Raw genomic sequence first — 23,571 nt, 5'->3', positions numbered from 1 at the left:
GCCCATTCTGCGCGCCGGGCCGTGCGGGGCCGAGCGGAGATCCCATATCGTGGCGTCGGTGACACCGCAGGAGTACGTCGAAGAGGTCCTCCGGCTCGTGGAGAGCATCCCGGAGGGCCGCGTCATGTCTTACGGGGCAGTCGCCGACGCGCTCGCGGACCTCTCCGGCCGCAACTCGGCGCGGCAGGTCGGCACGATCATGGCCCGGCACGGCGGCGGCGTCCCCTGGCACCGGGTCGTCACCAGCGCCGGCCGGACGCCGCCCGGGCACGAGCAGGAGGCACGGCAACGGCTGCTCAGCGAGGGCGTGCCGATCAAGGGGGAGTACGTGGACATGGCCAGGGCGAGCTGGACGCCCTGATGGAGACCGGACAGCCCAGCCGCACCGCGTTCAGCGCGGCCCGTTACCGGGCGGCCCACCAGCTCATCGAGGGCGGCGCGATCTTCACCGACCCGCTGGCCGTACGCATCCTCGGGGTGCCGCCGGACGCCGAGGAGGCACCGGGCCGCCGGGCCATGCGCCTGTTCATCGCCGCCCGCACCCGGTTCGCCGAGGATGCCCTGGCTGCGGCGGTGCGCCACGGCACCCGTCAGGTCGTCGTGCTGGGCGCAGGGCTGGACACGTTCGCGTACCGCAATCCGTGGCCGGAGCTGCGGGTCGTCGAGGTCGACCACCCGGACACCCAGGCGTTCAAGCGGGAACGGCTGGCCGCGGCGGGCATCGCGGTGCCGGAGTCGCTGACGTACCTGCCGGTGGACTTCGAACGGCAGTCGCTCGCCGACCGGCTCGTGCCCGAGGAGGCGGCGTTCTTCCTGTGGCTGGGCGTGGTGCCGTACCTGAGCCGGGCCGGCTTCGACGAGACGCTCTCGCTGATCGCGGCCACGCCGGGAGCGCAGGTCGTCTTCGACTACGCGATGCCGCCGTCGTCGATGTCACCCGAGCGGCGGGCTGCCCTGGAGGCGCGCGCGGCCCGGGTGGCGAGCATCGGTGAGCCCTGGCGGACGTACTTCCTGCCGGACGAGCTGGCCGCCGAGCTGCGCGGACGGGGCTTCGACGAGCTGGAGGACCTGGGGCCGGCCCAGCTGGCGGCCCGCTGGTTCGGCCGTCCCGACGTGCCCCCGGACACCCCGGGCGGGCACGTGATCCACGCCCGGCGGCGTTAGAGCGGGCGGCTGATCATGGCCGCGGCGCCGCGCATCTGTAGTTCGAAGAACTCGCGGCGGGCCTCGATCGTGTTGTTGAGCTGGCCGAAGAGCTCCGCGCTGACCGCGCCGCAGAGGTGGATCCAGGCTCCCATGGCCCGGGCGATCAGCTGGGGTGGCGTGCCCGGTGCGGTCTGCTCGGCCACGAACGCCAGGTCGTCACCGAGCTTGCCACCGATCGGCTCGCCGGCGGCGGCCTCGCCCGCGGCTGACGCCTCGCCGACGATCCGGCCGATCACCAGGATCACCCGGACGGCCGGGCCGACCGTGTCCCGGGGCGCCTGGTAGCCCGGGACCGGGCTGCCGTAGATGAGCGCCCACTCGTGCGGATGGGCCAGCGCCCAGTCACGGACCGAGTGGCACACGCTCAGGAACCGGTCGGTGAATCCGGTGCCGCCCACCGCGGCCTCGGCGGTGCTGCCCAGGGCGTCGTACGCGTCGATGATCATGGCGGTGAGCAGCTCGTCCCGGCTGGCGAAGTACCGGTAGACGGCGGACGAGGCCATGCCGAGGTCGCGGGCGACCGCGCGCAGCGACAGGTTCGCGCCGTCGGTGGCGAGGTGGCGCCGGGCCACGGCTTTGATCTCGTCGGTCATCTCGGCGCGTACGCGGGCCCGGATCGATGCGGCGGTCATGCCGGCAAGTCTGCCACAAAAGAGAGCACTGCTCTTGCCAAGGGGGCGAAGGGGTGAGATTGTTGTTCTCAACGGAGAGCAGTGCTCACAAAGGAGATCGCAATGTCGAAGCACGTGATCGTCGGTTCCGGTCCGGTCGGATCCTCGGTGGCCCGCCTGCTCGCCGAGCGTGGCGAGTCCGTGCGCATCGTGACCCGCAGCGGCACCGGCCCGGAGCACCCGCTGATCGAGCGGATCTCCGCCGACGCCACCGACGCGGACCGCCTCACGGGCCTCACCCGCGACGCGGCCACCCTCTACAACTGCGCCAACCCGAAGTACACCCAGTGGGAGGCGCTCTGGCCGCCGCTGGCCGGGGCCATGCTGACCGCCGCGCAGCGCACCGGCGCGGTCCTGGCCATCACCGGCAACCTGTACGTCTACGGCCCGGTCCCCGGCGGCCGGATGACCGAGGACAGCCCGCTGGCCGCCACCGGTCGTAAGGGCCGGGTGCGGATCAAGATGTGGCAGGACGCCCTGGCCAGTGGGGTGCGTACGGTCGAGGTCCGCGGATCCGACTACATCGGGGCGGGCGCGGCGTCCCTGTTCTCCCAGGTGCTGCTGCCGGCGATCGCCAAAGGCCGGGCGGCATGGATGCCAGGCGACGTCGACGCGCCGCACACCTTCACCTATACCGGTGACATGGCGCGGGCCCTGGTGACGCTGGCAGCGGACGAGCGCGCCCTGGGCCGGGCGTGGCACGTGCCGTCCGTCCCGGCGATCAGCGTCCGGGCCCTGGCCGACCGCTACTTCGCCCTGACCGGTACCAAGCCCGTCCCGATCCGGCAGCTGCCGCGCTTCGTGATGCGTACCGCCGGCACGGTGGTGCCGATGGCCCGCGAGCTGGCCGAGATGGACTACCAGTTCTACGCGCCGTTCTTCATGGACAGCTCGCTGACCGAGCGCACGTTCGGGCTCACCGCCACCGACCTGGACGTGTCGCTGGCCGAGGTCGCGGCCGACGCGCAGGCGACCCTGGCCCGCACGATGTGACGCCGGTCAGAGCAGCAGGCCGACGCCGTCGCGGCGGGGGTCACCGGCGGCACCGCCGACGCCCACCGCCGTGACGCCGCCGAAGTAATGGTTGAGCTCGGGCCACTCGGTGATCCGCCAGCCCGCCTCGGCCAGCGCGGCCAGCTCGTCGCGGGGGTAGCCCGGCTCGGCGTGCACCGTGTCGTCCACGACGTGGAAGCGCGGCCGGGCGATCGCGGTGGGCATGTCCACCCCGTCGACCAGCACCCCGAGCAGCGTGTCGACCAGCGCGGTACGGATCCGCGAGGCACCCGCCGAGCCGGCGGCGACCGCCAGCGCCCCCTCGTCGTCGATGACCACCAGCGGGCACATGTTGGACGACATCCGGACGCCGGGCCCGAGGTCCTCGGTGATGAGTTCGCCCTCACCGAGCATGGAGTTGAGGTTGACCCCGAGGCCGGGCAGCCAGACCGCGGCACCCAGACCCATCGTCGTGGTGATCACGCAGGCGTTGCCGTCGCGGTCGACCACCGAGACGTTGGTGGTGTCGCCGATCTTCTGCCGGCCCCGGTCCCGCAGGGCCGCGGCCACCGCCACGGCCCGGGCCGGCCGGGACAGCATGGCCAGGTCGCGGGGCAGGGCCGCGATGGTGTCGACCGTCCGGTTGAGGTCGTGCCGGGCCCGGACCTGGTGGGCGGCGAGCGTGGCCCGGTCGACCGGGGTCTCCAGCACCCGGTAGTCGGCCAGGTCGCGCGGGCCGAGCGCCCCGCCGGCCGCGCGGACGGTCCCGACCAGCAGCGGTGCGTACGAGCCGGTGTGGAACAGCGCGGGTCCCTCGGCGGCGAGCGCCGCCAGAGCCGTCGCCAGCCCGGGGTGGAAGAGCCGGTCGCCGCCCTGCAGCAGCTTGCCCTGCGGGGCGTAGATGGCGGCACCCTCGCCGTGGGCCAGCGCCGGGGCGCAGGACTCGAGGGTCCGGGCGTGCGCGGCCGGCAGGGCCACCCCGGCCCGGGCCAGCTCCAGCGCCGGCGCGACCAGCTCGGCCCAGGGCAGCCGGCCCCAGCGCCGGTGCACCTCGCCGCATCCGACCGGCACCCCGGGCACGGCCACGCTGGCGCCGCCGATCGAGTACACCTGCGGTACTCCGCCGAAGAAGACGTCGACGGCGAGCATCGGCCCGGCCAGCCGGTCGCCGTCCGTGCCCGGCACCGAGACGAAGAAGTCCAGGCAGGTGACCGAGCCGGTGGCGGCGTCGAAGTAGGTGGCGAAACCGCCCCCGCCCAGCCCGGTGTAGACGGTCTCGGCGACGCAGGTGGCGAGCACTGCGGCGACGGCGGCGTCGGCGGCCGTACCTCCGGCCCGCAGCACCCGCAGGCCGGCCTCGGCCGTCGCGGGATGGCTCGCCGCGACCCCGGCGGCGACCCGGGACGGCGGTGCGGAAATCTCCATTCGGCGAAGCGTAGGCGCAGCGGCCCACCGATGGTTACCATCCGCGTCCATGACGGTCGCCGGTCCCTCGCACGACGTACGGCTGTCCCGCCGCGTCGTCGCCGGATATTCGCTGGGCTCGCTGGTGACCGGACCTTTCGGGACAGTGCCCGGTCTGCTCCTGCTGCCGTACCTGACCGACACGCTCGGCGTCGCCGCCGGTGTCGCGGGACTGCTCGTGCTCCTGCCGAAGGCCTGGGACGTCCTGGTCAACCCGGTCGCGGGCCGGATCTCCGACCGTAGCGGGGACCGGCGTGGCTTCCTGCTCGGCGCGGGCCTGGCGCTGGGTGTGCTCTTCGCGGCCATCTTCGCCGGGCCGTTCGCCGCCGGTGCCGCGGCGGGCGCCTACGTCGCGGTCGCCTTCCTGGCCGCGGCCACCGCGTTCGCGTTCTTCCAGGTGCCCTACGTCGCGATGCCGGCCGAGCTGACCTCCGGCCGGGCCGAGCGGACCCGCCTGATGACCTGGCGGGTCGCGGTCCTGGCCCTGGCCATCCTGATCTCCGGCGCGCTCGCCCCGCTCGTCGTCGACCTGGGCGGCGGCGGCCTGACCGGCCACCGGTGGTCCGGCGCGTTCGTCGGCGCGCTCATCGTCGTGGGCACCCTGGGTGCCTTTTTCGGTACGCGCACAGCGGAGTCCCGCAGCGCAGCCGGCCAGGAACCGAGCCTGCGCGCCCAGTTGCGGATCGCGGCGGCCAACGCGTCGTTCCGTTCCCTGCTGCTCTGCTACGTGATCCAGGCAGCCGGTATCGGCACGATGCTCGCCGGCGTCCAGTACTTCGCCGACCACGTCATCGGCCAGAAGTCCGGCGCGACCTTCCTGTTCGCCGCCTTCGTCGGCCCGGCGCTGCTGGTCATGCCGCTGTGGAGCCGGGTCGGCGCCCGCCACGGCAAACTCCGCGGCCTGATCGCCGCCTCCCTGCTCTTCGCGGCCGGCGCCCTGGTCCTGCTGGCCGCACCGGCCCTGCCCGCGGCGGTGATCTACCTGGTCGTGGCCCTGATCGGCTGCGGGTACGCCGGCCAGCAGGTCTTCGCGCTGGCGATGCTGCCCGACCTGATCGAGCGCGACACCGTGCGCACCGGCCGCCGCCAGGCCGGCGTGTTCACCGGTCTGTGGACCGCCGGGGAGACCCTGGGCCTGGCCCTGGGCCCGGGCATCTACGCGCTGGTCCTGCAGCTCTTCGGCTACGCGTCGTCGTCGACCGGCGAGGCGGCGGCCCAGGACGCGACGGCCCGCTTCGGCGTCCTGCTGGGCTTCACCGTGGTCCCGGCCCTGCTGGTCGGGGCGGCGGTCGCCCTGCTGCGCCGCTACGAGGACTGACGGTTCGAAAGACACTCGTTGATGCGGCGGCCAACCGGGGCATGCCCCGGGCATGGACGCACTCATCTTCGGCGCCATCGCCTCCAGTGCAGCGAGAAGCTCGACCCGGACGCCGCTGCCCAGGACCGTGCGCCGTCGACCGCGTCGACCTCCGGAGCCGCCGGGCTCGCTCTGCTCGGCGCCGTCACCCTCGACGGGGTACCGGAGAACGTCGCCCTCGGGGTGTCGCTGGGCGGAGGAACCGGCGGACTGGCCCTGCTGGCCGCGATCTTCGTGTCGAACTTCCCGGAGGCGCTGGTCGGCAGCGCGTCCATGCGCGAGCAGGGACGCTCCCAGCGGTTCATCCTCGGCACCTGGTTCGCCTGTGCGGCGGTGCTGACTTTGGCAGTGGTCGTGGGCGCGGGCCCCTGTCCACCGCGGGCCCGCTCGTCGCCCTCAGCACCACCGCGGGTTTCGTGCTCTCCTTCGTCCTCGCGACCGTCTAGTTTGGGGCCATGATCGAGGCGTTGCCGGGCACCGGCGTTCCGGGTGAGCAGGTGCTCGCCGAGTTGCGTGAGCTGCGGGCCGCCGACCTGCCCACGCACGGCGGGCGGTTGTTCGCCTATGTCTACGACCCCGCCGTCGCCGGGCTCGACGAGCTGGCCCGGGCCGCGTACGCGATCTCCGCGCACGTCAACGGCCTGGACCCGACCGCCTTCCCGTCGCTGCTGGCGATGGAGAACGCGCTGGTGGCGGCGGCCGGCAGGCTGCTCGGCGGTGGCCCCGGCACGGCCGCTCCGGAGGTGGTCGGCAGCGTCACTAGCGGCGGCACCGAGTCGCTGATCCTGGCGGTGAAGGCCGCCCGTGACGCGCACCCGGAGATCGAGCGGCCCCGGCTGGTGGTCCCGTCCACCGCGCACGCCGCGTTCGCCAAGGCGGCGCACTACCTGCGGGTCGCCCTCGACGTCGTGCCGGTCGGCCCGGACCTGCGCGCCGACCCCGCCGCCATGGCCGCGGCGATCGGCCCGGAGACGGTGCTGGTGGCCGCCTCGGCGCCGAGCTACGCGCACGGTGTCGTCGACCCGATCACCGAGCTCGCCGCCCGGGCCGCCGAGCGGGGGGTGCGGTTCCACGTCGACGCGTGCTTCGGCGGCTGGGTGCTGCCCTACCTGCGGCGGCTCGGCGCCGGCCTGCCGGCCTTCGACTTCACCGTGCCCGGCGTCACCAGCATCTCGGTCGACCTGCACAAATACGCGTACGCGCCGAAGGGCGTCTCCGTGCTGCTGCACCGGGACGCGGGGCTGCGGCTGCCGCAGTTCTTCGCGTACGCGGACTGGCCCGGCTACACGATGGTCAACCCGGTGATCTCGTCCACCCGGTCCGGCGGCCCGATCGCGGCGGCCCTGGCCACGCTGCGGCACCTCGGCGACGACGGTTACCTGCGGCTGGCCGGGCACACCCGGGACGCGGTCGCCGTGCTCGCGGCCGCCGTCGAGGCCACCGGCGGCGTACGCCTGTTCGCCCCGCCCGAGACCAGTGTCGTGTGCCTGGCGGCCGAGCCGGACGTCGACCTGTTCGTGCTCGCCGACGAGCTGGCGGGGCGCGGCTGGCACACCCAGCCTCAGCTCGCGTACGCGGAGCTGCCCGCGACCATCCACCTGACGGTGACCGCCGCGGTCGCCGGGACCGCCGCCGAGTTCGGCCCCGACCTCGCCGCCGCCGTGGCCGCGACCCGCGCCCGCGGCCCGGTCCAGCTGCCGCCCGCGTTGCTTGAGGCCGCCGGGGCGCTGACCCCGCAGATGGTGACGCCGGAGCTGATCGAGGGGCTGGCGGCCAGCCTCGGACTGGGCGAGGACGTCGGCAAAAGCATGGCGGCGGTCAACTCGCTGCTCAACGTGGCCCCGCCCGCCCTGCGCGAGGCTCTGCTGGCCGGCTTCCTGAGCCAGCTCCAGCGACCCGCGTGGTGAGGGGTAGGTTGACAGCTGTGTCCGGTCTGCCAGGAGTCCTCGGGGATCCCATCAAGTTCGTGCTGAACTGGGGTCGCCGCTACTCGCTGTGGGTCTTCAACTTCGGCCTGGCCTGCTGCGCGATCGAGTTCATCGCGACCAGCATGGGTCGGCACGACTTCATGCGGCTCGGTGTGATCCCGTTCGCGCACGGCCCCCGCCAGGCCGACCTGATGGTGGTCTCCGGCACGGTCACCGACAAGATGGCCCCGGCGATCCGCCGGCTGTACGACCAGATGCCGGAGCCCAAGTACGTGATCTCGTTCGGCTCCTGCTCCAACTGCGGTGGGCCGTACTGGGACTCGTACTCGGTGACCAAGGGCGTCGACCAGCTCATCCCGGTCGACGTCTATGTGCCCGGCTGCCCGCCGCGGCCCGAGGCGCTGCTGCACGGCATCCTGCGCCTGCAGGAGCAGATCGCCGCCGAGCAGTCCGGTCCCGGCGGGGTCTCCCGGCCCGACCCGCTGATCCCCGGCCCGCCCGCGGCTCAGCCCCGGGACGCGGCCTCGCTGACGGCGCCGGTGGTCAAACGGCCCGGGTGATGGTGCGATGCGGCTAGTCTGCCCAGCATGAGCGAGCAGTCCCGGGCGGACTTCATCATCGACGTGTTGACCAGGGAGTTCGGCGACTTCATGGCGCTGGACCCGGCCGCTTTCCGGCGCAAGTTCCGCAAGATGGCCGCGTCGCCGTTCGCTTTCTACCGGGGCAGCGCCTCGCTCTTCTACGCCGACCAGACCGGCGCGTACCGTGACGACGCCTTCCTCGACGAGCGGACCAGCCGGGTGTGGATCCACGGCGACCTGCACGCGGAGAACTTCGGCACGTACATGAACTCGTCCGGCCAGCTGGTCTTCAACGTCAACGACTTCGACGAGGCGTACGTCGGCCCGTTCATCTGGGACCTCAAGCGCTTCGCCGCCAGCCTGGCCCTGATCGGCTACAGCAAGGCCCTGTCCGACCAGGTCATCAGCGACCTCGTCGGCGCCTTCGCCCGGGGCTACCTGACCGAGTTGCGGGCCCTGGCCGCCGGCGGGGACGACGCGATCGGCTCGATCACCCTGGACAACTCCGACGGGGTGCTGCGCCGGGTGCTGCAGCAGGCCCGGCTCAACACCCGGGTCGACATGCTCGCCGGCCAGACCGTGATCGACGACTACGAGCGCCGGTTCGCCGTCGGCGACGGGGTCTACGACGTCGACGAGGCCACCTCCGCCACGGTGCTGGCCGCCTTCCAGGACTACCTGCAGACGATGCCCTCGCACGGCAACGCGGTGTCCACCACGATCAAGGACATCAAGCTGCGCAAGGGAGTCGGCATCGGGTCGGCCGGGCTGCCGTCGTACAACCTGCTGCTGGAGGGGCACACCCAGGCGCTCGAGAACGACGTGATCATCTACATGAAGCAGGCCCAGGTGCCGGCAGTCGCCCGGTGGATCGACGACGAGCGGGTGCGGTCCTACTTCCGGCACCAGGGGCACCGGACGGCCGAGTCGCAGCGGGCCCTGCAGGCGTACGCCGATCCCTGGCTGGGCTACACCGAGTTCGAGGGGGTCGGCCAGCTCGTCGCCGAGGTGTCGCCGTACGCGGCCGACCTCGACTGGGCGGACGTCAACGAGCCCGAGGACCTGGCCGGTGTCGTCGCCGACCTGGGCCGCGCGGTGGCCCGGATGCACTCGGTCGCCGACGACGAGTCCAGTCACGACCTGGTCGACTTCTCCACCGAGGAGGCCATCGTGGCCGCGGTCGACAAGGACGAGGCGGGCTTCCTCCGGCTGCTGGTCGACTTCGCCCACCGGTACGGCGACCAGGCCCGCGAGGACCACCAGGACTTCGTCGACCTCTTCCGCAACGGCCGTCTGCCCGGTCTCTGATCAGCGCGGCAGGAACTGGTAGGCGGCGTCTCCGGGCGCCGGTGACGTGCTCTCGTAGGTCAGCGACAGATCGACCTGCCGGTTGCTGATGACACCGACGACGAGGTCCTGCCGCCGCGGCGGATATTGACACGGCGCCGTCCAGGTCTTCGTCGCGAACACCGTGCCGTCCGGATCGGCGGCGCTGCGGGCCTGCCGGAGCCGGATCCGCAACGTGCCGGTCCCGGCGCAGGCCACGGCCAGCCGGAAGTCTCCGTTCAGCGGCTCCCAGCCGGCGTAGAGGCGCCGGTTCCCCACCTCGCCACCGCCGCCCCAGCCCGAGCCCGGCGGCAGATCCTGGGGCAGGACGCCGCTCGGATCGTTCGCCTCGCTCCGGGCCGCGGGCTTGCCGGTGTCGCTGGTCGCCCGGTAGGCGAAGCCCGCCCGGCCGCACGCGCTCCCGGCGTCCACCAGCTCGACCGTGATGTCGAGGAACTGGCCGAGCACGAAGGTGGCGCCGGCGGGCACCGGCGTGGCCGAGCACCGGGCGGTGATCCGGGCCACCTCCACTGGTGCGGTCGAACCGCTCTCGCTGCCGGGCCTGCCCCGCACCAGCAGGGTCACCGATCCGGTGCCCGCGCAGGCGATCTGCAGGTCGATCCGGCCCAGGTAGATCTGCTCGGTGGCGGACAGGTTGCCGGTCACCGGGCCCCGGCGGGAGAACACGGCGGGCCCGGGGTTGCCGGCCGTCACCGCCCGGTCGGCCAGGCCGGTGAGGCGGTCCAGCTCGGCCTGGGTCAGCGAGTCGCGGTTGGCGGGGGTGGTGGGCCGGGACGGGAAGCCGAGCAGGACCACGGTGCCGCTGAGCGCCAGCAGCAGGACACCGGCGAAGGCCGCGGTCGCGGTCCGGCGGCGGCGCACGGTACGGCGTACCCGGTCCGCCCCGGGCGGGCGGACCTCCCAGACGGTGTCGGCCCGGAACTCCGCGAAGAGATCCTTGAGATCCTCAGCCACCGTGCACCTCCGTCGAGTCGGCGCCCAGCTCGGCGGCGAGCGCGGCGCGGCCCCGGTGCAGCCACGATTTCACGGTGCCCTCCGCGACACCCTCCCGGTCGGCGATCTCGGCGATGCTCAGGTCGGCCAGGTGCCGCAGCACCACCGCGCGGCGATGCGTGGGCGGCAGAGTGGCCAGCGCGGCGACCAGCGCCACCCGGTCCGGGCCGGGCCCGTCGAGCTGCGCCTCGACGCGCCGCTGCTTGCGCAGGAAGTTCATCGCCGTACGGGTACGCCGCCAGCGGCTGACGGCCAGATTCCAGGCCACCCGCCGGATCCAGGCCACCGGGTCGTCGTAGCGGCTCAGCGTCTTCCAGCGGCTGTACGCGCGGCAGAAAGCCTCCTGGACAACGTCCTGGGCCTCCTGGCGGTCACCGAAGTAGGCGTAGAGCTGGACGGTCAGATCCCCGAAGTGCACGGCGTACACCTCGTCGAAGGTCGGCGGGTCGTCGGGCACGGCTGCTGGCGTCTCCGGTCGGGATCTGGCGCCCAGGGGGGTTGCCTGCGCTGTCACGGGCACTACACGTGCCACCGGCGTCGTCGGTTGCGGCGCACCCTGCCACAGATCGGCGCGCGTCGTTGTACCGGGTAATCCGCGTTCGCCGGCGCACCGACACGCCCCGGACGGGGCGTCGGGTCGCGGCGGCCCCGGGCCGGCCGGGGCCGGATCATAGGATGTGCGGCATGACCCCCGAAGAGGTCGGCGAGCGGCTGATCGCCCTGCTGACGGCAGACGCGGACGACGCCCCCGCCGAGGGCACGATCGTCGCCGGAGTCTCCGGCGGCGGCCCCGGACACGAGCGGGCCGTGATCGACGTGCCGGCCGCGCTGTGGTGGGCGGCGGTCGCCGCCGCCCGCGATCCCGGCGCGCTGGGCTGCGACTTCTTCGACTGGCTGTCGGCCGTCGACGAGCTGGAGGAGGGGTTCACGGTCGTCGCGCACCTGTGGTCCACCCGCCGCAAGCACGGGCTGCTGCTGCGGGCCCGGGTGACGCGGGAGCACCCGGTGGTCGAGTCGGTGATCGACCTGTTCCCGGGCGCGGCGTGGCACGAGCGCGAGACCCACGAGATGTTCGGCATCGGCTTCTCCCGCCACCCGGACCTGCGGCCGCTGCTGTTGCCGCCGGGCTTCGAGGGCAACCCGCTGCGCAAGGAGTTCGTGCTGGCCTCGCGGGTCGCCAAGGCCTGGCCGGGCGCGAAGGAGCCGGGAGAGTCCGAGGCGGGCACGGCCAAGCGCGCCCCGATGCGGCCGCCGGGCGTGCCCGATCCGAACGAGTGGGGCCCGATGAAGGGCAAGATCCCGCCGCCGGAGACCCCGGCCCGCCGCGCCCCGGGCGACCGGCCCACCCGCGCGGGCGGAGCCGTCCCCGGCGGAGAGCGCCCGGCCCGCCCGGCCGGAGAGCGCCCGGCCCGCCCGGCCGGAGAGCGCCCGGCCCGCCCGGCCGGAGAGCGCCCGGCCCGTCCAGCGGGGGAGCGCCCGGCCCGCCCGGCCGGCGATCGTCCGGCCCGCCCGGAACGTCGGGCAGCCCCGGCGGCCGAGCCCACAACGGGCCCACCGGCGCCCGAGCCGGCAGCGGGTCCGCAGGCGGCTGAGCCCGGATCGAGCCCGCAGACGGTCCAGCCCGGTACCGGGGAGCAGCCACCGCCCGGACCCGGCGGGCAGGCCGCGCCCGGACATGCGGCACCGCCCACCGTGGATCCCGCGGCGGCCGGGACGGCCGAGACGATCGGTGCCGGTCAGGCCGAGGCAGCCGAGGCCGCCGACCAGGCGGGTGCGGAAAAGGACGCGGCGGACGCCACTCCGGCGCCGGAGACCCCCGGCACGCCGCCGGAGACGGGAACCACGCCGGAGACCAGCGACGGGAAGGAAGCCTGATGCCGCTCTGGCTCGAGCTGGGCGTCCGGGTCGTCGCCGTGGTCGCCGCGTTCCTGGTGGTGCCGCTGATCGTCGGCCAGATGGAACACAAGGTCATGGCCCACATGCAGAGCCGGCTGGGCCCGATGTACGCGGGCGGCTTCCACGGCTGGGCGCAACTGGTCGCCGACGGCGTCAAGTTCGTGCAGAAGGAGGACATCACCCCGCGCGACGCCGACCGCCGGGTGTTCCAGCTGGCGCCGATCGTGGCGCTGTTCCCGTACCTCATCGTGCTGCTGGCCATCCCGCTCGGGCCCGGCGGCCTGGTCGCCCAGCCGATGGACATCGGGTTGTTCTTCGTTCTCGCCGTGCTCGGCGTCGGTGTCGTCGCGGTGCTGATGTCGGCGTGGGCGTCGGCGAACAAGTACAGCCTGCTCGGCGGCCTGCGGGGCGCGGCCCAGCTGCTCGGCTACGAGCTGCCGCTGGTGCTGTCGGCCGCGAGCGTGGCGATGGCCGCGGGCACGTTGAGCCTGCCGGGCATCGTCGAGGCGTGGTCGCCGTGGTGGTTGCTCTGGCAGGCGCCGGCCGCGCTGGTCTTCTTCATCTCCGGGCTCGCCGAGATCCGCCGCCCGCCGTTCGACATGCCGATCGCGGACTCGGAGCTGGTCTTCGGCTACATGACCGAGTATTCCGGGCTGCGGTTCGCGTTCTTCCTGCTCGCCGAGTACGTCGGCATCGTCGTCATCGCGGCCCTGACCACCGTGCTGTTCCTGGGCGGCTGGCACGGCCCGGACCCGGCCCACTTCGGCTGGCTGTGGACTCTGGTGAAGGTGTTCGCGGTGTCCTTCGTGGTCATCTGGCTGCGGGTCAGTTATCCGCGGCTGCGCGAGGACCAGCTGCAGCGGCTGTGCTGGCTGGTGCTCGTGCCGGTGGCGCTGGCCCAGTTGGTGCTGACCGCCGCGGTGAAGCTCGCGCTGTAGGGGGTGGGGCTGGCCCTACCCCCGGTTGGGTGGCTGGCGGGCTCGTTTCACCCGGCCGGCTCCGAAAGGCTTGGGGGGTCCCGACAACCCCGGCCGAGGAGCTCTCACCGATGTCCCTGCGTCATGTCGCCGCCGCCGTCCTGACCACCGGTGCCCTGGTCGCCGGCGTCGCCCAGCCGGTCAGTGCCGCCCCGCGTGATCCGGTCCGCCAGCAGTTGCAGCAGCTCGTCGGCCCGGGCGGCGCCCCGGGCGCGCTGGCCACGGTCAAGGGCCGGGACGGGCGTACCCGTGACCTCACCGCCGGAGTGGGTGATCTGCGCACCGGCGCCCGCGTGCCGGCCGGCGGCCAGGTCCGGATCGGCAGCAACACCAAGACCTTCGTGGCCGTGGCGGTCCTACAGCTCGTGGCCGACAAGAAGGTCGCCCTGGACACGCCGGTCGACACCTACCTGCCGGGGCTGGTGCGGGGTGAGCGGATCGACGGCCGGCACATCACCGTGCGGCAGTTGCTGCAGCACACCAGCGGTCTGCCCAACTACACGGACCATCTCGACGTGGACGGCTCGTTCGCGTTGCAGCACACCTACATGGAGCCGCGCGAGCTGCTCGATCTGGCGCTGGCGCATCCGGCCGACTTCGCGCCGGGGGCCAAGTGGGCGTACAGCAACACCAACTACGTGGTGGCCGGCCTGCTGATCCAGAAGGTGACCGGGCGCCCGCTGGCCGAGGTGCTCACCGAGCGGGTGATCCGCCGGGCCAAGCTGCGGCACACCTACTTCCCGGCCGTCGGGGAGCAGGGCATCCGGGAACGGCACCCGCGGGGCTACCACCCGGACGCGGCGGGCAAGCCGCGGGACGTCACCACGCTGGACCCGTCCTGGGGCTGGGCCGCCGGACAGATGATCGCCACACCGGACGACCTGAACAAGTTCTTCGGCGCCCTGCTGGCCGGTCGCCTGCTGCCGGCCGCGCAGCTGAAGGAGATGCGCACCACCGTCCCGGCGGACATGTGGCCCGGCGCCCGGTACGGCCTGGGCGTGGTGAGCTTCCCGCTCAGCTGCGGCGGCGTGGCCTGGGGCCACGGCGGTGACATCCCGGGTTACGAGACCCGCGGCGGCGTCACCGAGGACGGTCGCGCGGCGTCGGTCGCCGTGACCTCGATGCCGGTCGATGAGGAATCGGCCGACAAGGTGCTCGAGACGGTGGACACCGCGCTCTGCGCATAGCCGTCAGCAGGGCGGCCGGGCGCCCTCGGGACGCCCGGCCGCCACCCGTCGGGCACCAGAAGCGGGGGTGTGCTCGCCTACGCCGGTGCGACCGGGCAGGATATGCCCTTATGAGCGAGCAGGGAGATCGGCACATGCCGGGCCAGGGCCTGATCAACGGGCTGGCCGTCACGCTCAAGACGATGACCAAGCGCAGCAGCACGCAGCAGTATCCGGACGTGGAGCCCGATCTGCCGCCGCGCTCCCGCGGGGTCATCGCCCTGCTCGAGGAGAACTGCACGGTCTGCATGCTGTGCGCCCGCGAGTGCCCGGACTGGTGCATCTACATCGACTCGCACAAGGAGGAGGTCGTCGTTCCCGGTGCCGCCCGGGCCCGGCAGCGCAACGTCCTCGACAAGTTCGACATCGACTTCTCCCTGTGCATGTACTGCGGCATCTGCATCGAGGTCTGCCCGTTCGACGCGCTGCACTGGACGCCGGAGTTCGAGTACGCGGAGACCGACGTGCTGAACCTGCTGCACGACAAGGACCGCCTCGGCGACTGGATGCGGACCGTCCCGCCGCCGCCGGCCCACGACGTGCTCGGCGAGCCCTCGAAGGAGGAGGCCACCGCCGCACGTAAGGCTGCGGGTCCCGGCGCGGCCACCCCGGCCAAGACCGCACGTCCCGCCGTACGCCCGGAGCCGGAGAAGTGACGGTCGCGGACGTGCTGCTGCTGGCCCTCGGAGCCGTGGCGGTGGGCTCCGGTGCGGCCGTGGTCACCAGCAACCACCTGGTCCGTTCCGGGCTCTACCTGGTGATCAGCCTGGGTGCGGTCGCCGGGCTCTACCTGGTCCTCGGGGCCGAGCTGGTCGCCTGGGTGCAGATCCTGGTCTACGTCGGCGCGGTGGTCGTGCTGCTGCTGTTCGCGGTCATGCTGACCCGGGCCCCGATCGGACCCTCCCGCGACCTGGACCGCCCGGCCTGGCCGGCGCTGATCGTCGGCGGCGGGGTCGGGCTGGGCCTGGCGGCGCTGCTGGCCGACGCGTTCCGCTGGACGCTCTACGACCGGCCGCCCCCGGGCACCGCCGAACGGATGGGCACGCAGATCTTCGGCCAGTGGGTGCTGCCGTTCGAGGTGCTGTCGATCCTGCTGCTCGCCGCGCTGGTGGGGGCGATCGTGCTGTCGCGCCCCGACATCGGCGCCCGCGAGGGGGAGGAGGCCTGATGCACGCCGTGATCCCGTACGTGACGGGCGCGCTGCTCTTCGGGCTCGGCGTCTACGGCGTGCTGCGCCGGCGCAACGCGATCCTGGTGCTGATGGCGGTCGAGCTGATGCTCAACGCGGTCAACCTGATCCTCGTGACCGCCGACGCCGCGGTCCGGGCCACCCTGGTCGGCGTACAGATCGAGTCCTGGGCGTATCCCAACGGCAGGCCGGCCCACTCCGGCGGGGTGTTCGCCCTGTTCGTGATCGTGCTGGCCGCCGCCGAGGTGGGCGTGGGCCTGGCCATCGTGCTGCAGTACTACCGGATGCGCCGGGCGGTGCACGTCGACGAGGTCGCCCTGCACCACGACGACGAGCAGGTCAGCCGGTGATCGCGGAGGTCTTCGGCACGGCGCTGTTCGGCGTACCGGTGCTGGCCGGGCTGCTGGGTCTGCTGCTGCCGGCCGGCGACGGCGGCCGGGCCCGACGCCGCCGGGCCGCCGCGCTCGGCATCGCCGGTGCCGCGTTCGCCCTGGCCGACGCGGTCTTCCTGCTGCTGGTCGCGGACGATCCGGTCGAGTTCGGGGTGGAGGCGGTGCGCTTCGGCGAGCTGCCGGTCACCTTCGGGGTCTCGCTCGGCCCGGCCGCCCTCTACGTCGCGCTCGCGGTCACCGTCGTCGCGCTGTTCGTGCAGATCTACTCGGTCGGCTACCTGCACGACGACCCGCGCTACGCCCCCTACGCCGCGCAGATCAGCATCTTCACCGGGGCGATGCTGCTGGTCGTGTCGGCCGGCGACCTGATCATGCTGCTGGTCGGGTGGGAGGTGATGGGCGTCTGTTCGTATCTGCTCATCGGCCACGACCGGCGGCTGCCCGAGGCGCCCCGGGCCGCGGTCAAGGCGTTCCTGGTGACCCGGGTCGGCGACGTCGGCTTCCTGCTCGGCATCGCGCTGCTCGGCGTCTCGGCCGGCAGCTTCGAGATCTCCGCCGTGCTGGCGAGCCCGCCGGCGCACCTGACCGTCGCGCTGCTGCTCATCCTGGCCGGGGTGGCGGGCAAGAGCGCCCAGTTCCCGCTGCACACCTGGCTGCCGGACGCGATGGCCGGCCCGACGCCGATCTCGGCCCTGATCCACGCGGCCACGATGGTCGCCGCGGGCGTGTACGTGGTCTTCCGGCTCTTCCCGCTCTTCGCCCGCTCACCCGGCGCGCTGGCGGTGCTCGGGGTCATGGCGGCGATCACCCTGCTGCTCGGCGCGCTCGCCGCGACCGCCCAGGACGACCTCAAGCGGGTGCTGGCCTGGTCCACGGTCTCGCAGATCGGCTACATGACCGGCGCCCTGGCCGTCGGCTCGCCTGCCGCGGCCCTGTTCCACCTGCTCACCCACGCCGCGTTCAAGGCGCTGCTGTTCCTCGCCGCCGGTGCGGTGATCCACGCGGTCGGCACCAACCTGATGTCCCGGATGGGCGGCCTGCGCCCGCATCTGCCCCGGACCTTCTGGGCCTTCGTGATCGGGCTCGGCGCGCTGGCCGGGCTGCCGCCGCTGGCCGGCTTCTGGTCCAAGGAGAACGTCCTGGTCGCCGCCGCGCACGCCGCCGACGGCGAGGGCCCGGCCCCGGCCTGGGTCGGCTGGGTGGTCTGGGTGGCCGGACTGCTCGGCGTCGCGATCACCGCCTGGTACGCGACCCGCCTGCTGCTGCGCACCTTCTTCGGCCACGCCCGCTCCCGCACCGACGAGTGGCACGTCGGCTTCGACGACGCCCGCTACGAGCGGGGGCCCGGCGCCGCGCACGACCCACCCGGGCTGATGCTGTGGCCGGTGCAGTTGCTGGCGATCCCGGCCGCGCTGCTCGGACTGGCCGCGTTCCTGCCCGGCTTCCGCAGCGCGCTGGAGCTCGAAGCGCCGCACCTGGAGGTCAGCATCGTGCTGCCGCTGATCCTGCTCGCGGCCGGCGCCGGCAGCTCGTGGTGGCTGTGGCACACCGCGCCCGGCGTGGACCCGGCGCAGGCCCTGGGCCGGTGGCGGCCGTTGTTCGCCGCCGGCTTCCGGCTCGACGACGTGCAGGACCGCCTGGTGGTACGCCCGGTCCGCGCGCTGGCCACCGCCCTGCGCCTGCTCGACGAGCGGGTGGTCGACGCGGCCGTCGAGGGCACCGGAACATCCACCACCCGCCTCGGCGTCGTGCTGGCGAACGCCCACCGGGCGGCGCTGCCACGGGCGGCGGTCGCGGTCTTCGCCGGCGCGCTGGTACTCGGCGTGGTCGCGGCGATCTACGGAGCCGCCTCATGACCACGCTCGCGCAGGTGCTGCTCGTCTCGGTGCTGGCCGTGCCGGCCCTCGGCGCGCTGGTCGTCGCGCTGCTGCCGGCCCGGCACGACCGCGGTGCCCGGATCGTGGCGACCGTCTTCGCGGCGGTCACCTTCGTGCTGACGGTGCTGCTCGTGGTGCCGGATGCGGAGTACGGCTGGTTCACGTACACGGATGGGCCGCCGGCTCTCCTGCCGTGGATCGACGTGTCCGCGTCCTGGGTGCCGGCGCTGGGGCTCGACTTCCACCTCGGCGTGGACGGGATCTCGTACCCGCTCGTGGTGCTGACCGGGCTGTTGACGCTGCTCTGCTGCGCGTACACGGTGTCCAAAGTGCCCGGCGGCGGTCGCGGCCGGACGCTGGCGGCGCTGCTGCTGGTGCTCGAGGTGGGCATCCTCGGCACGTTCCTGGCCCTGGACCTCGTGCTGTTCTTCATCTTCTTCGAGGTCGTCCTGCTGCCGATGTACGCGGTCATCGCCGGCTGGGGTGGCCCGGACCGCCGCCGCGCGGCCCGCAAGTTCGTGCTCTACACCCTGTTCGGCTCGCTGCTGCTCCTGCTCGGCGTCTTCACCGTCGTCGTCGCGGCCGGCACCGGCGACCTGATGGCCCTGACCGGCGGCACGGGCCTGTCCCGCACGGTGCAGTACGTCGCGTTCGCTCTGTTCGCCGTCGCCTTCGCGGTGAAGGCGCCGCTCTGGCCCCTGCACACCTGGCTTCCGGACGCGCACACCGAAGCCCCCACGGTCGGCAGCGTGATCCTGGCCGGCGTGCTGCTGAAGATGGGCACGTACGGCCTGATCCGGGTCGGGGTCGGGGTGGCTCCGCTCGGCGCGGCCTGGGCGGCGCCGGTGCTCGGCATCCTTGCCGTCGCCGCGATCCTCGTCGGGTCGCTGGTGTGCCTGCGGCAGACCGAGCTGAAGCGGCTGATCGCGTACTCCAGCGTCGGGCACATGGGTTTCGTGCTGCTGGGCATCGCGACGCTGACGGTGACCGGCCTGCAGGCCGCGCTGATCGGCAACGTGGCGCACGGCGTGATCACCGGCCTGCTGTTCTTCCTGGCCGGAGCGATCAAGGACCGGGCCCACACCGGCGCCCTGGCCGACCTGGGCGGGCTGCGGGAGACCGCGCCGCGGCTGGCCGGCCTGCTCGCGTTCGCGTCGATCGCCTCGCTGGGGCTGCCCGGCCTGGCCGGCTTCTGGGGCGAGGCCTTCGCCGTGGTGGCCGCCACCGAGCGCGGCGGACCCCTGTGGATCACCCTGGCGGTGCTGGCGGCGATCGGCGGCGCCCTGACCGCGGCGTACTTCCTGCGGCTGCTGCGCCGGGTCACCCACGGCCCGGCGAGCCCGGCGGTGGCCGGTTTCGCGGGTGTCGACCGGCCCGAATGGCTGGCGTGGTCGCCGCTGGTCCTGCTGGCGCTGGCCATCGGGCTGGTGCCGGCGCTGGTGCTCGCCGCGACCGCCGACCCGGTGGCCGCCCTGACCGGAGCCCTGCCATGACCCAGACCGTGAACCACTTCGCCCTGCTGCCGCTCTACGCGGCGGGCGGCACCGCGCTGCTCGTCCTGGTGCTGGAGCTGGCCTTCGGCCGGTTCGTGCTCCCGGCCGGCATCCTCGGCGGCCTGGCCACGATCGGCGCGGCGGTCGCGCTCGGGCTGCGCCCGGCCTCGACCTTCTGCGGCCCGGAGCACTGCTCCTGGGTGAGCGGCCCGCAGGCGGCGGTGGTCGCGGTGCTGTTCGCGGCGCTCACCATCGGCGTGCTGGCCCTGTCGGCCCCGGCGCTGCGCGCGGGCATCGCCCCGCCGGGCGAGTTCTGCTTCCTGCTGGCCGCGGCGATGGCCGGGGGAGTGGTCATCGCGTACGCGGGCGACCTGATCACCCTGATCGTCGGGCTGGAGACGCTGACCCTGCCGCTGTACGTGCTCGTCGGCCTGCGCCGGTTCGCACCCCGCGAGCGGGTGACGACCACTGGCGCCTCCGCCGCGGTCACCTTCTTCCTGGTCAGCGTGATCTCCACGGCGATCGCCCTGCTCGGCGCGGCCCTGCTGTTCGCGTCCACCGGCGTGCTGCACCTGGCCGTGCTGACCGAGGGATCGGGCCCGCTCGCGCCGCTCGGGGCGGTCGGCGCCGCGCTGCTGGTGATCGGCTTCGCCTTCAAGGTGGCGGCGGTACCGCTGCACGCCTGGGCGCCGGCCACCTACGACGGCGCACCCGTGCCCGTGGCGGCGTACCTGTCGACGGCCTCCAAGCTCGGCGGCGTGGTGGCTCTGGCCGCGGTCGTGCAGCGGCTGGACACCGGGCCGCTGGTGGCGGTCCTGGCCGTGCTGACCATGACGGTGGGCAACCTGGTCGCGCTGCGACAGACCCGCACGGTCCGGCTGCTGGCCTGGTCGTCGGTCGCCCAGGCGGGCTACATCCTGGCCGCGCTGGCGGTGGGCTCGGCGGGCGTGCCGGCGGCGATCGCGTACGCGCTCTTCTTCGTCGTGCTGGAGTTCGTGGCCTTCGCCGTGGTGGTGGCCGTGCGTGGCCCGTCCGCCGACGGTGGCGACCTGGCCGACTTCCGGGGCGTGGGCCGTGGTCAGCCCTGGCTGGGTGCGGCCCTGGTGCTGGCCCTGGCCGGTCTGGCCGGCCTCCCGCCGGGTCTGGCCGGCCTGTTCGCCAAGGTCACCGTGATCGCGGCCCTGATCAACGCGGGCTGGGGCTGGCTGGCGGCGGTGGTGGCGCTGAACGCCCTCATCGCGCTGGCCTACTACCTCCGGGTGGCGGCCCTGCTCTACGCCCGTTCCGAGCCGGTGGGCGTGCCCTTCGCCGACCTCCCGGCCCCCGAGCCCGCGGCGACCGGATCCACCGTGACCGCGGTCGCCGACCCGGACCTCCTCCGAGCGGCGACCCACCCCCGCGTTCCGGTGCCGCGCACGGTCGCCGCGGCGGTCGCGGTGGCGGGCACGATCACCGTCGTGCTGGGCTTCGCACCACAGTGGATCTTCGACGCGCTGCTCGGTTAGCCGGGTGTATCGATGATCACCTACAGCGAACTCACAGCTACAGCCGGATGAATCCACACCCTGTGGATGTTCCATGAGACGTGGGCCCACCGGCCCCCACGTCGAAGGAGCACCATCGTGCACAGCCACCACAACGGCCTCAAAACGGCCGCTCTGCTGGGCTTGCTCACCGCCATGATCCTGGCCGTCGGCTACTGGCTCGGGGGAAGCGGCGGGCTGGTCCTCGCCGTCGTCCTGTCGCTGGCGCTCAACGCCGGCAGCTACTTCTTCTCCGACAAGATCGCCCTGCGGTCCATGCGGGCCCGCCCGGTCTCCGAGGCCGAGTTCCCCGCGCTGCACCAGATCGTGCGGGAGCTCGCGACGGAGGCGGGGCAGCCGATGCCGCGCCTGTACGTCAGCCCGGCGATGCAGCCGAACGCGTTCGCGACCGGTCGCAACCCGCGGCACGCCGCCGTGGCGGTCACCGTCGGGATCACCCAGCTGCTGGACCGGCGTGAGCTGCGCGGCGTCATCGGCCACGAGCTCTCCCACGTCTACAACCGCGACATCCTGATCTCCAGCGTCGCCGCGGCGCTGGCCGGCATCATCACCACGTTCGCCCAGCTGGCGATCTTCCTGCCGTTCGGCAGCTCGGACGACGAGGACGGCCCGAACCCGGCGTCGCTGCTGCTCATGCTGATCCTCGGCCCGCTCGCCGCGTCGGTGATCCAGCTCGCGATCAGCCGCAACCGGGAGTATCAGGCCGACGCGTCCGGCGCGACCCTGACCCGGGACCCGCTGGCCCTGGCCAGTGCGCTGGAGAAGATCCAGTACGGCGCCCAGCGGCTGCCGCTGCCGGCCGACGGTCAGCTCGCCAGTTCGGCGCACCTGATGATCGCCAACCCGCTGCGCAGCGGCGGCATCGCGTCGCTGTTCTCGACGCACCCGCCGATGGGCGAGCGGATCAAGCGGCTGCACCAGCTGGCCGCGATCACCGGCACCGGACCGGTGCAGTTCCAGCGCTGACCCTTCCCACCGTCACCCCCGTCTCGCGTGCCGAGGCGGGGGTGACGTCTGTGACATCAAGCCGTATTTCCCGTGTGTTACGCGCCCGCCGGCAGTTACGTTCGGGGCTCGCGACGAAGGAGGTAGGACCCGATGACCGCACTGCGTCAGTACCTGGGCGTGTGGCAGATGCCAGGCGGCCGGGTGCTGCTGATCGTCGGGATCCTGGCCCGCCTGGGCATCGGCATGACCCCGCTCGCCCTGCTGCTGCTCGTCCAGCAGACCACCGGCCGGTACGCCGCCGCGGGCCTGGCCGGCGGCATGTACGCGCTGGCCGGCGCGGCCGTCAGCCCGATTGCGGGGCGGCTGGCCGACCGGATCGGCCCGTCACCGGTGCTGTGGACGACCGCGGTGCTGCATCCGCTGGCCCTGGTCGGTCTGCTGCTGGTCAGCCGGGATGGTGAGGCGGCGCTGCCGTGGATCTTCGTGGCGTCCGCGCTGGCCGGTGCGACGTACCCGCCGCTGACCGCCGCGATCCGCCGGGCCTGGACCGACGCCACCGCGGTGGGCAGTGGTCGGCACGGCCTGCGGGAGGCCGCGATGGCCGCCGAGACGTCACTGTTCGAGCTGGTCTTCGTGCTCGGCCCGATGCTGGTCGCGGCGCTGCTCGTGATCACCCACGACCCGGCGACCGCGCTGGCCACCTCGGCCGTGACGACCTTCGCCGGCACTCTGTGGATCGCCTCGCTGCCGATCATGCGGCACTGGGTGCGCCACGGGGATGCCACGACGACCCGTGGCCTGGGCCCGCTGAAGGTCGGCGGTTTCGGTGCCCTGCTGGTCTGCGTCGCCGCGCTCGGTATCGCCTTCGGCGCCGCCGGTGTGATCGTGCCCGCGTACGCCGGTCAGCACGGCGGCGGGGAGAGCCTCGGTGGTGTCCTGCTCGGGGTCTGGGGCGTGGGCAGTGCGATCGGCGGCATCTGGTTCGGCACCCGGCGGCCCGCGATGGCCCTGCCCCGGCAGTTCGCCTGGCTGCTCGGCGGGGTTGCGCTGAGCTTCCTGGTGCTGGCGGCCATGCCGAATCCGCTGTCGCTGGGCATCGCCCTGGTCGTGGGCGGCGCGACGATCGCCCCGGCACTGACGGTGGAGACCAACCTGGTCGGCCGGATCGCCCCGGCGGGGATGCTGAACGAGGCGTACACCTGGGTGGTCACCCTCTCGGTGGCGGGCAGCGCGGCCGGTGGCGCGGTGGCCGGGGCCATCGTGGACCAGCCGGGCGGGCTGCCGTGGGCCTTCGTCTTCGCGGCCGCGGTGCTGGTCGTGGCGGCCCTGGTGGCCGCCGTGCCGAGCGGACCGATGGCCCGGGCGGACCGGCGCGCGGCCGAGCGCCTGGAGCAGGCGCTGGCGGCGGCGCACTGACGCCTGTCGGATTAGCGTCATCACCCCTTTAGCCTGATAGACAGCGATATTGCCGCTCCGCGCCGTTACGTTC

General features: G+C 73.4%; 22 protein-coding genes and 1 pseudogene. 19 read left to right on the top strand and 4 right to left on the bottom strand.

Annotated features, from left to right (window positions below):
* Positions 1–58: 58 nt before the first annotated feature.
* The gene (locus Aau02nite_RS06480; protein ID WP_212987381.1) at positions 59–361 is read left to right on the top strand and encodes an MGMT family protein; all 303 of its coding nucleotides are present in this window, start codon (positions 59–61) and stop codon (positions 359–361) included.
* Positions 361–1,164, top strand: a complete 804-nt coding sequence (locus tag Aau02nite_RS06475; RefSeq protein WP_212987380.1) for a class I SAM-dependent methyltransferase — start codon at positions 361–363, stop codon at positions 1,162–1,164. The genes Aau02nite_RS06480 and Aau02nite_RS06475 overlap by 1 nt, the downstream gene beginning before the upstream one ends.
* Here the strand turns inward: Aau02nite_RS06475 and Aau02nite_RS06470 are convergent.
* Entirely contained in the window at positions 1,161–1,838 is a 678-nt protein-coding gene (locus Aau02nite_RS06470; protein ID WP_212987379.1) for a TetR/AcrR family transcriptional regulator, read from the bottom strand. The two genes, Aau02nite_RS06475 and Aau02nite_RS06470, sit on opposite strands and share 4 nt — an antisense overlap.
* A gap of 102 nt (positions 1,839–1,940) precedes the next feature.
* On the opposite strand from Aau02nite_RS06470, the gene Aau02nite_RS06465 reads away from it, so the two are divergent.
* Positions 1,941–2,870, top strand: a complete 930-nt coding sequence (locus Aau02nite_RS06465; protein ID WP_212987378.1) for an NAD-dependent epimerase/dehydratase family protein — start codon at positions 1,941–1,943, stop codon at positions 2,868–2,870.
* A gap of 6 nt (positions 2,871–2,876) precedes the next feature.
* Here Aau02nite_RS06465 and Aau02nite_RS06460 read toward each other — a convergent pair whose 3' ends face one another.
* The gene (locus tag Aau02nite_RS06460) at positions 2,877–4,295 is read right to left on the bottom strand and encodes a gamma-glutamyltransferase (RefSeq protein ID WP_212987377.1); all 1,419 of its coding nucleotides are present in this window, start codon (positions 4,293–4,295) and stop codon (positions 2,877–2,879) included.
* 49 nt (positions 4,296–4,344) lie between these two features.
* On the opposite strand from Aau02nite_RS06460, the gene Aau02nite_RS06455 reads away from it, so the two are divergent.
* Genes Aau02nite_RS06455 through Aau02nite_RS06435 form a run of 5 tightly spaced genes read left to right on the top strand, consistent with a single transcriptional unit; the run spans position 4,345 to position 9,508 of the window.
* Positions 4,345–5,652 carry an MFS transporter gene (locus Aau02nite_RS06455; RefSeq protein ID WP_212987376.1) on the top strand — a complete coding sequence of 436 codons (1,308 nt, stop codon included), beginning with the start codon at positions 4,345–4,347 and terminating at the stop codon, positions 5,650–5,652.
* Between the two features lie 21 nt (positions 5,653–5,673).
* Positions 5,674–6,150, top strand: a complete 477-nt coding sequence (locus Aau02nite_RS06450) for a hypothetical protein (protein WP_212987375.1) — start codon at positions 5,674–5,676, stop codon at positions 6,148–6,150.
* The gene (locus Aau02nite_RS06445) at positions 6,147–7,598 is read left to right on the top strand and encodes a pyridoxal phosphate-dependent decarboxylase family protein (RefSeq protein WP_212987374.1); all 1,452 of its coding nucleotides are present in this window, start codon (positions 6,147–6,149) and stop codon (positions 7,596–7,598) included. Before Aau02nite_RS06450 ends, Aau02nite_RS06445 begins: the two co-directional genes overlap by 4 nt.
* 17 nt (positions 7,599–7,615) lie before the next feature.
* Complete coding sequence (locus Aau02nite_RS06440) at positions 7,616–8,179, top strand: NADH-quinone oxidoreductase subunit B (protein ID WP_212987373.1); 564 nt, start codon at positions 7,616–7,618, stop codon at positions 8,177–8,179.
* Between the two features lie 27 nt (positions 8,180–8,206).
* Complete coding sequence (locus Aau02nite_RS06435; RefSeq protein WP_212987372.1) at positions 8,207–9,508, top strand: DUF2252 domain-containing protein; 1,302 nt, start codon at positions 8,207–8,209, stop codon at positions 9,506–9,508.
* Here the strand turns inward: Aau02nite_RS06435 and Aau02nite_RS06430 are convergent, their stop codons facing one another.
* Together Aau02nite_RS06430 and Aau02nite_RS06425 are read right to left on the bottom strand one after the other, a co-directional pair.
* Positions 9,509–10,501: a hypothetical protein gene (locus tag Aau02nite_RS06430; RefSeq protein ID WP_212987371.1), complete on the bottom strand. Its 993-nt coding sequence runs from the start codon at positions 10,499–10,501 to the stop codon at positions 9,509–9,511. It lies immediately after the preceding gene.
* On the bottom strand, positions 10,494–10,997 hold the full coding sequence (locus tag Aau02nite_RS06425; RefSeq protein WP_212987370.1) for an RNA polymerase sigma factor: 504 nt from the start codon (positions 10,995–10,997) through the stop codon (positions 10,494–10,496). The genes Aau02nite_RS06430 and Aau02nite_RS06425 overlap by 8 nt, the downstream gene beginning before the upstream one ends.
* Positions 10,998–11,224: 227 nt before the next feature.
* Between Aau02nite_RS06425 and Aau02nite_RS47650 the strand changes: the two are divergent.
* From Aau02nite_RS47650 to Aau02nite_RS06370, 11 genes and pseudogenes are all read left to right on the top strand, one after another.
* Positions 11,225–11,851 (top strand): annotated as a pseudogene (locus Aau02nite_RS47650) (NADH-quinone oxidoreductase subunit C); the annotation flags it as partial.
* Positions 11,852–12,414: 563 nt separating this feature from the next.
* Positions 12,415–13,374 carry an NADH-quinone oxidoreductase subunit NuoH gene (gene nuoH, locus Aau02nite_RS06415; protein WP_212987369.1) on the top strand — a complete coding sequence of 320 codons (960 nt, stop codon included), beginning with the start codon at positions 12,415–12,417 and terminating at the stop codon, positions 13,372–13,374.
* 110 nt (positions 13,375–13,484) lie between these two features.
* A complete protein-coding gene (locus Aau02nite_RS06410; protein ID WP_212987368.1) occupies positions 13,485–14,600 on the top strand; it encodes a serine hydrolase domain-containing protein in 1,116 nt (371 codons plus the stop codon).
* A gap of 110 nt (positions 14,601–14,710) precedes the next feature.
* Positions 14,711–15,295 (top strand): NuoI/complex I 23 kDa subunit family protein, encoded by a 585-nt coding sequence (locus Aau02nite_RS06405; RefSeq protein ID WP_212987367.1) that lies wholly within the window; start codon positions 14,711–14,713, stop codon positions 15,293–15,295.
* Positions 15,292–15,807: an NADH-quinone oxidoreductase subunit J family protein gene (locus Aau02nite_RS06400; protein ID WP_212987366.1), complete on the top strand. Its 516-nt coding sequence runs from the start codon at positions 15,292–15,294 to the stop codon at positions 15,805–15,807. Before Aau02nite_RS06405 ends, Aau02nite_RS06400 begins: the two co-directional genes overlap by 4 nt.
* On the top strand, positions 15,807–16,178 hold the full coding sequence (gene nuoK, locus Aau02nite_RS06395) for an NADH-quinone oxidoreductase subunit NuoK (RefSeq protein WP_212987365.1): 372 nt from the start codon (positions 15,807–15,809) through the stop codon (positions 16,176–16,178). The genes Aau02nite_RS06400 and nuoK overlap by 1 nt, the downstream gene beginning before the upstream one ends.
* Complete coding sequence (locus tag Aau02nite_RS06390) at positions 16,175–18,076, top strand: NADH-quinone oxidoreductase subunit 5 family protein (protein WP_212987364.1); 1,902 nt, start codon at positions 16,175–16,177, stop codon at positions 18,074–18,076. Before nuoK ends, Aau02nite_RS06390 begins: the two co-directional genes overlap by 4 nt.
* Entirely contained in the window at positions 18,073–19,590 is a 1,518-nt protein-coding gene (locus Aau02nite_RS06385; RefSeq protein WP_212987363.1) for a complex I subunit 4 family protein, read from the top strand. Before Aau02nite_RS06390 ends, Aau02nite_RS06385 begins: the two co-directional genes overlap by 4 nt.
* Positions 19,587–21,095 (top strand): NADH-quinone oxidoreductase subunit N, encoded by a 1,509-nt coding sequence (locus Aau02nite_RS06380; RefSeq protein ID WP_212987362.1) that lies wholly within the window; start codon positions 19,587–19,589, stop codon positions 21,093–21,095. Before Aau02nite_RS06385 ends, Aau02nite_RS06380 begins: the two co-directional genes overlap by 4 nt.
* Before the next feature lie 66 nt (positions 21,096–21,161).
* A complete protein-coding gene (htpX, locus tag Aau02nite_RS06375; protein ID WP_212987361.1) occupies positions 21,162–22,100 on the top strand; it encodes a zinc metalloprotease HtpX in 939 nt (312 codons plus the stop codon).
* A gap of 132 nt (positions 22,101–22,232) precedes the next feature.
* Entirely contained in the window at positions 22,233–23,498 is a 1,266-nt protein-coding gene (locus Aau02nite_RS06370) for an MFS transporter (protein WP_212987360.1), read from the top strand.
* Positions 23,499–23,571 lie beyond the last annotated feature (73 nt).

Source organism: Actinoplanes auranticolor (assembly GCF_018332655.1).
GTDB classification, from domain to species: domain Bacteria; phylum Actinomycetota; class Actinomycetes; order Mycobacteriales; family Micromonosporaceae; genus Actinoplanes; species Actinoplanes auranticolor.
The sequence above is the reverse complement of the archived record's forward strand: the minus strand, read 5'-3'. Positions and strand labels throughout refer to the sequence as shown.

Bases quoted from the DNA above. Each gene is read 5' to 3' on its own strand.
- htpX (WP_212987361.1), top strand. From the start codon at position 21,162: ATGTTCCATGAGACGTGGGCCCACCGGCCCCCACGTCGAAGGAGCACC.
- Aau02nite_RS06380 (WP_212987362.1), top strand. From the start codon at position 19,587: ATGACCCAGACCGTGAACCACTTCGCCCTGCTGCCGCTCTACGCGGCG.
- Aau02nite_RS06385 (WP_212987363.1), top strand. From the start codon at position 18,073: ATGACCACGCTCGCGCAGGTGCTGCTCGTCTCGGTGCTGGCCGTGCCG.
- Aau02nite_RS06405 (WP_212987367.1), top strand. From the start codon at position 14,711: ATGAGCGAGCAGGGAGATCGGCACATGCCGGGCCAGGGCCTGATCAAC.
- Aau02nite_RS06435 (WP_212987372.1), top strand. From the start codon at position 8,207: ATGAGCGAGCAGTCCCGGGCGGACTTCATCATCGACGTGTTGACCAGG.
- Aau02nite_RS06370 (WP_212987360.1), top strand. From the start codon at position 22,233: ATGACCGCACTGCGTCAGTACCTGGGCGTGTGGCAGATGCCAGGCGGC.
- Aau02nite_RS06455 (WP_212987376.1), top strand. From the start codon at position 4,345: ATGACGGTCGCCGGTCCCTCGCACGACGTACGGCTGTCCCGCCGCGTC.
- Aau02nite_RS06470 (WP_212987379.1), bottom strand. From the start codon at position 1,838: ATGACCGCCGCATCGATCCGGGCCCGCGTACGCGCCGAGATGACCGAC.
- nuoK (WP_212987365.1), top strand. From the start codon at position 15,807: ATGCACGCCGTGATCCCGTACGTGACGGGCGCGCTGCTCTTCGGGCTC.
- Aau02nite_RS06450 (WP_212987375.1), top strand. From the start codon at position 5,674: ATGCGGCGGCCAACCGGGGCATGCCCCGGGCATGGACGCACTCATCTT.
- Aau02nite_RS06460 (WP_212987377.1), bottom strand. From the start codon at position 4,295: ATGGAGATTTCCGCACCGCCGTCCCGGGTCGCCGCCGGGGTCGCGGCG.
- Aau02nite_RS06445 (WP_212987374.1), top strand. From the start codon at position 6,147: ATGATCGAGGCGTTGCCGGGCACCGGCGTTCCGGGTGAGCAGGTGCTC.
- nuoH (WP_212987369.1), top strand. From the start codon at position 12,415: ATGCCGCTCTGGCTCGAGCTGGGCGTCCGGGTCGTCGCCGTGGTCGCC.
- Aau02nite_RS06410 (WP_212987368.1), top strand. From the start codon at position 13,485: ATGTCCCTGCGTCATGTCGCCGCCGCCGTCCTGACCACCGGTGCCCTG.
- Aau02nite_RS06475 (WP_212987380.1), top strand. From the start codon at position 361: ATGGAGACCGGACAGCCCAGCCGCACCGCGTTCAGCGCGGCCCGTTAC.
- Aau02nite_RS06465 (WP_212987378.1), top strand. From the start codon at position 1,941: ATGTCGAAGCACGTGATCGTCGGTTCCGGTCCGGTCGGATCCTCGGTG.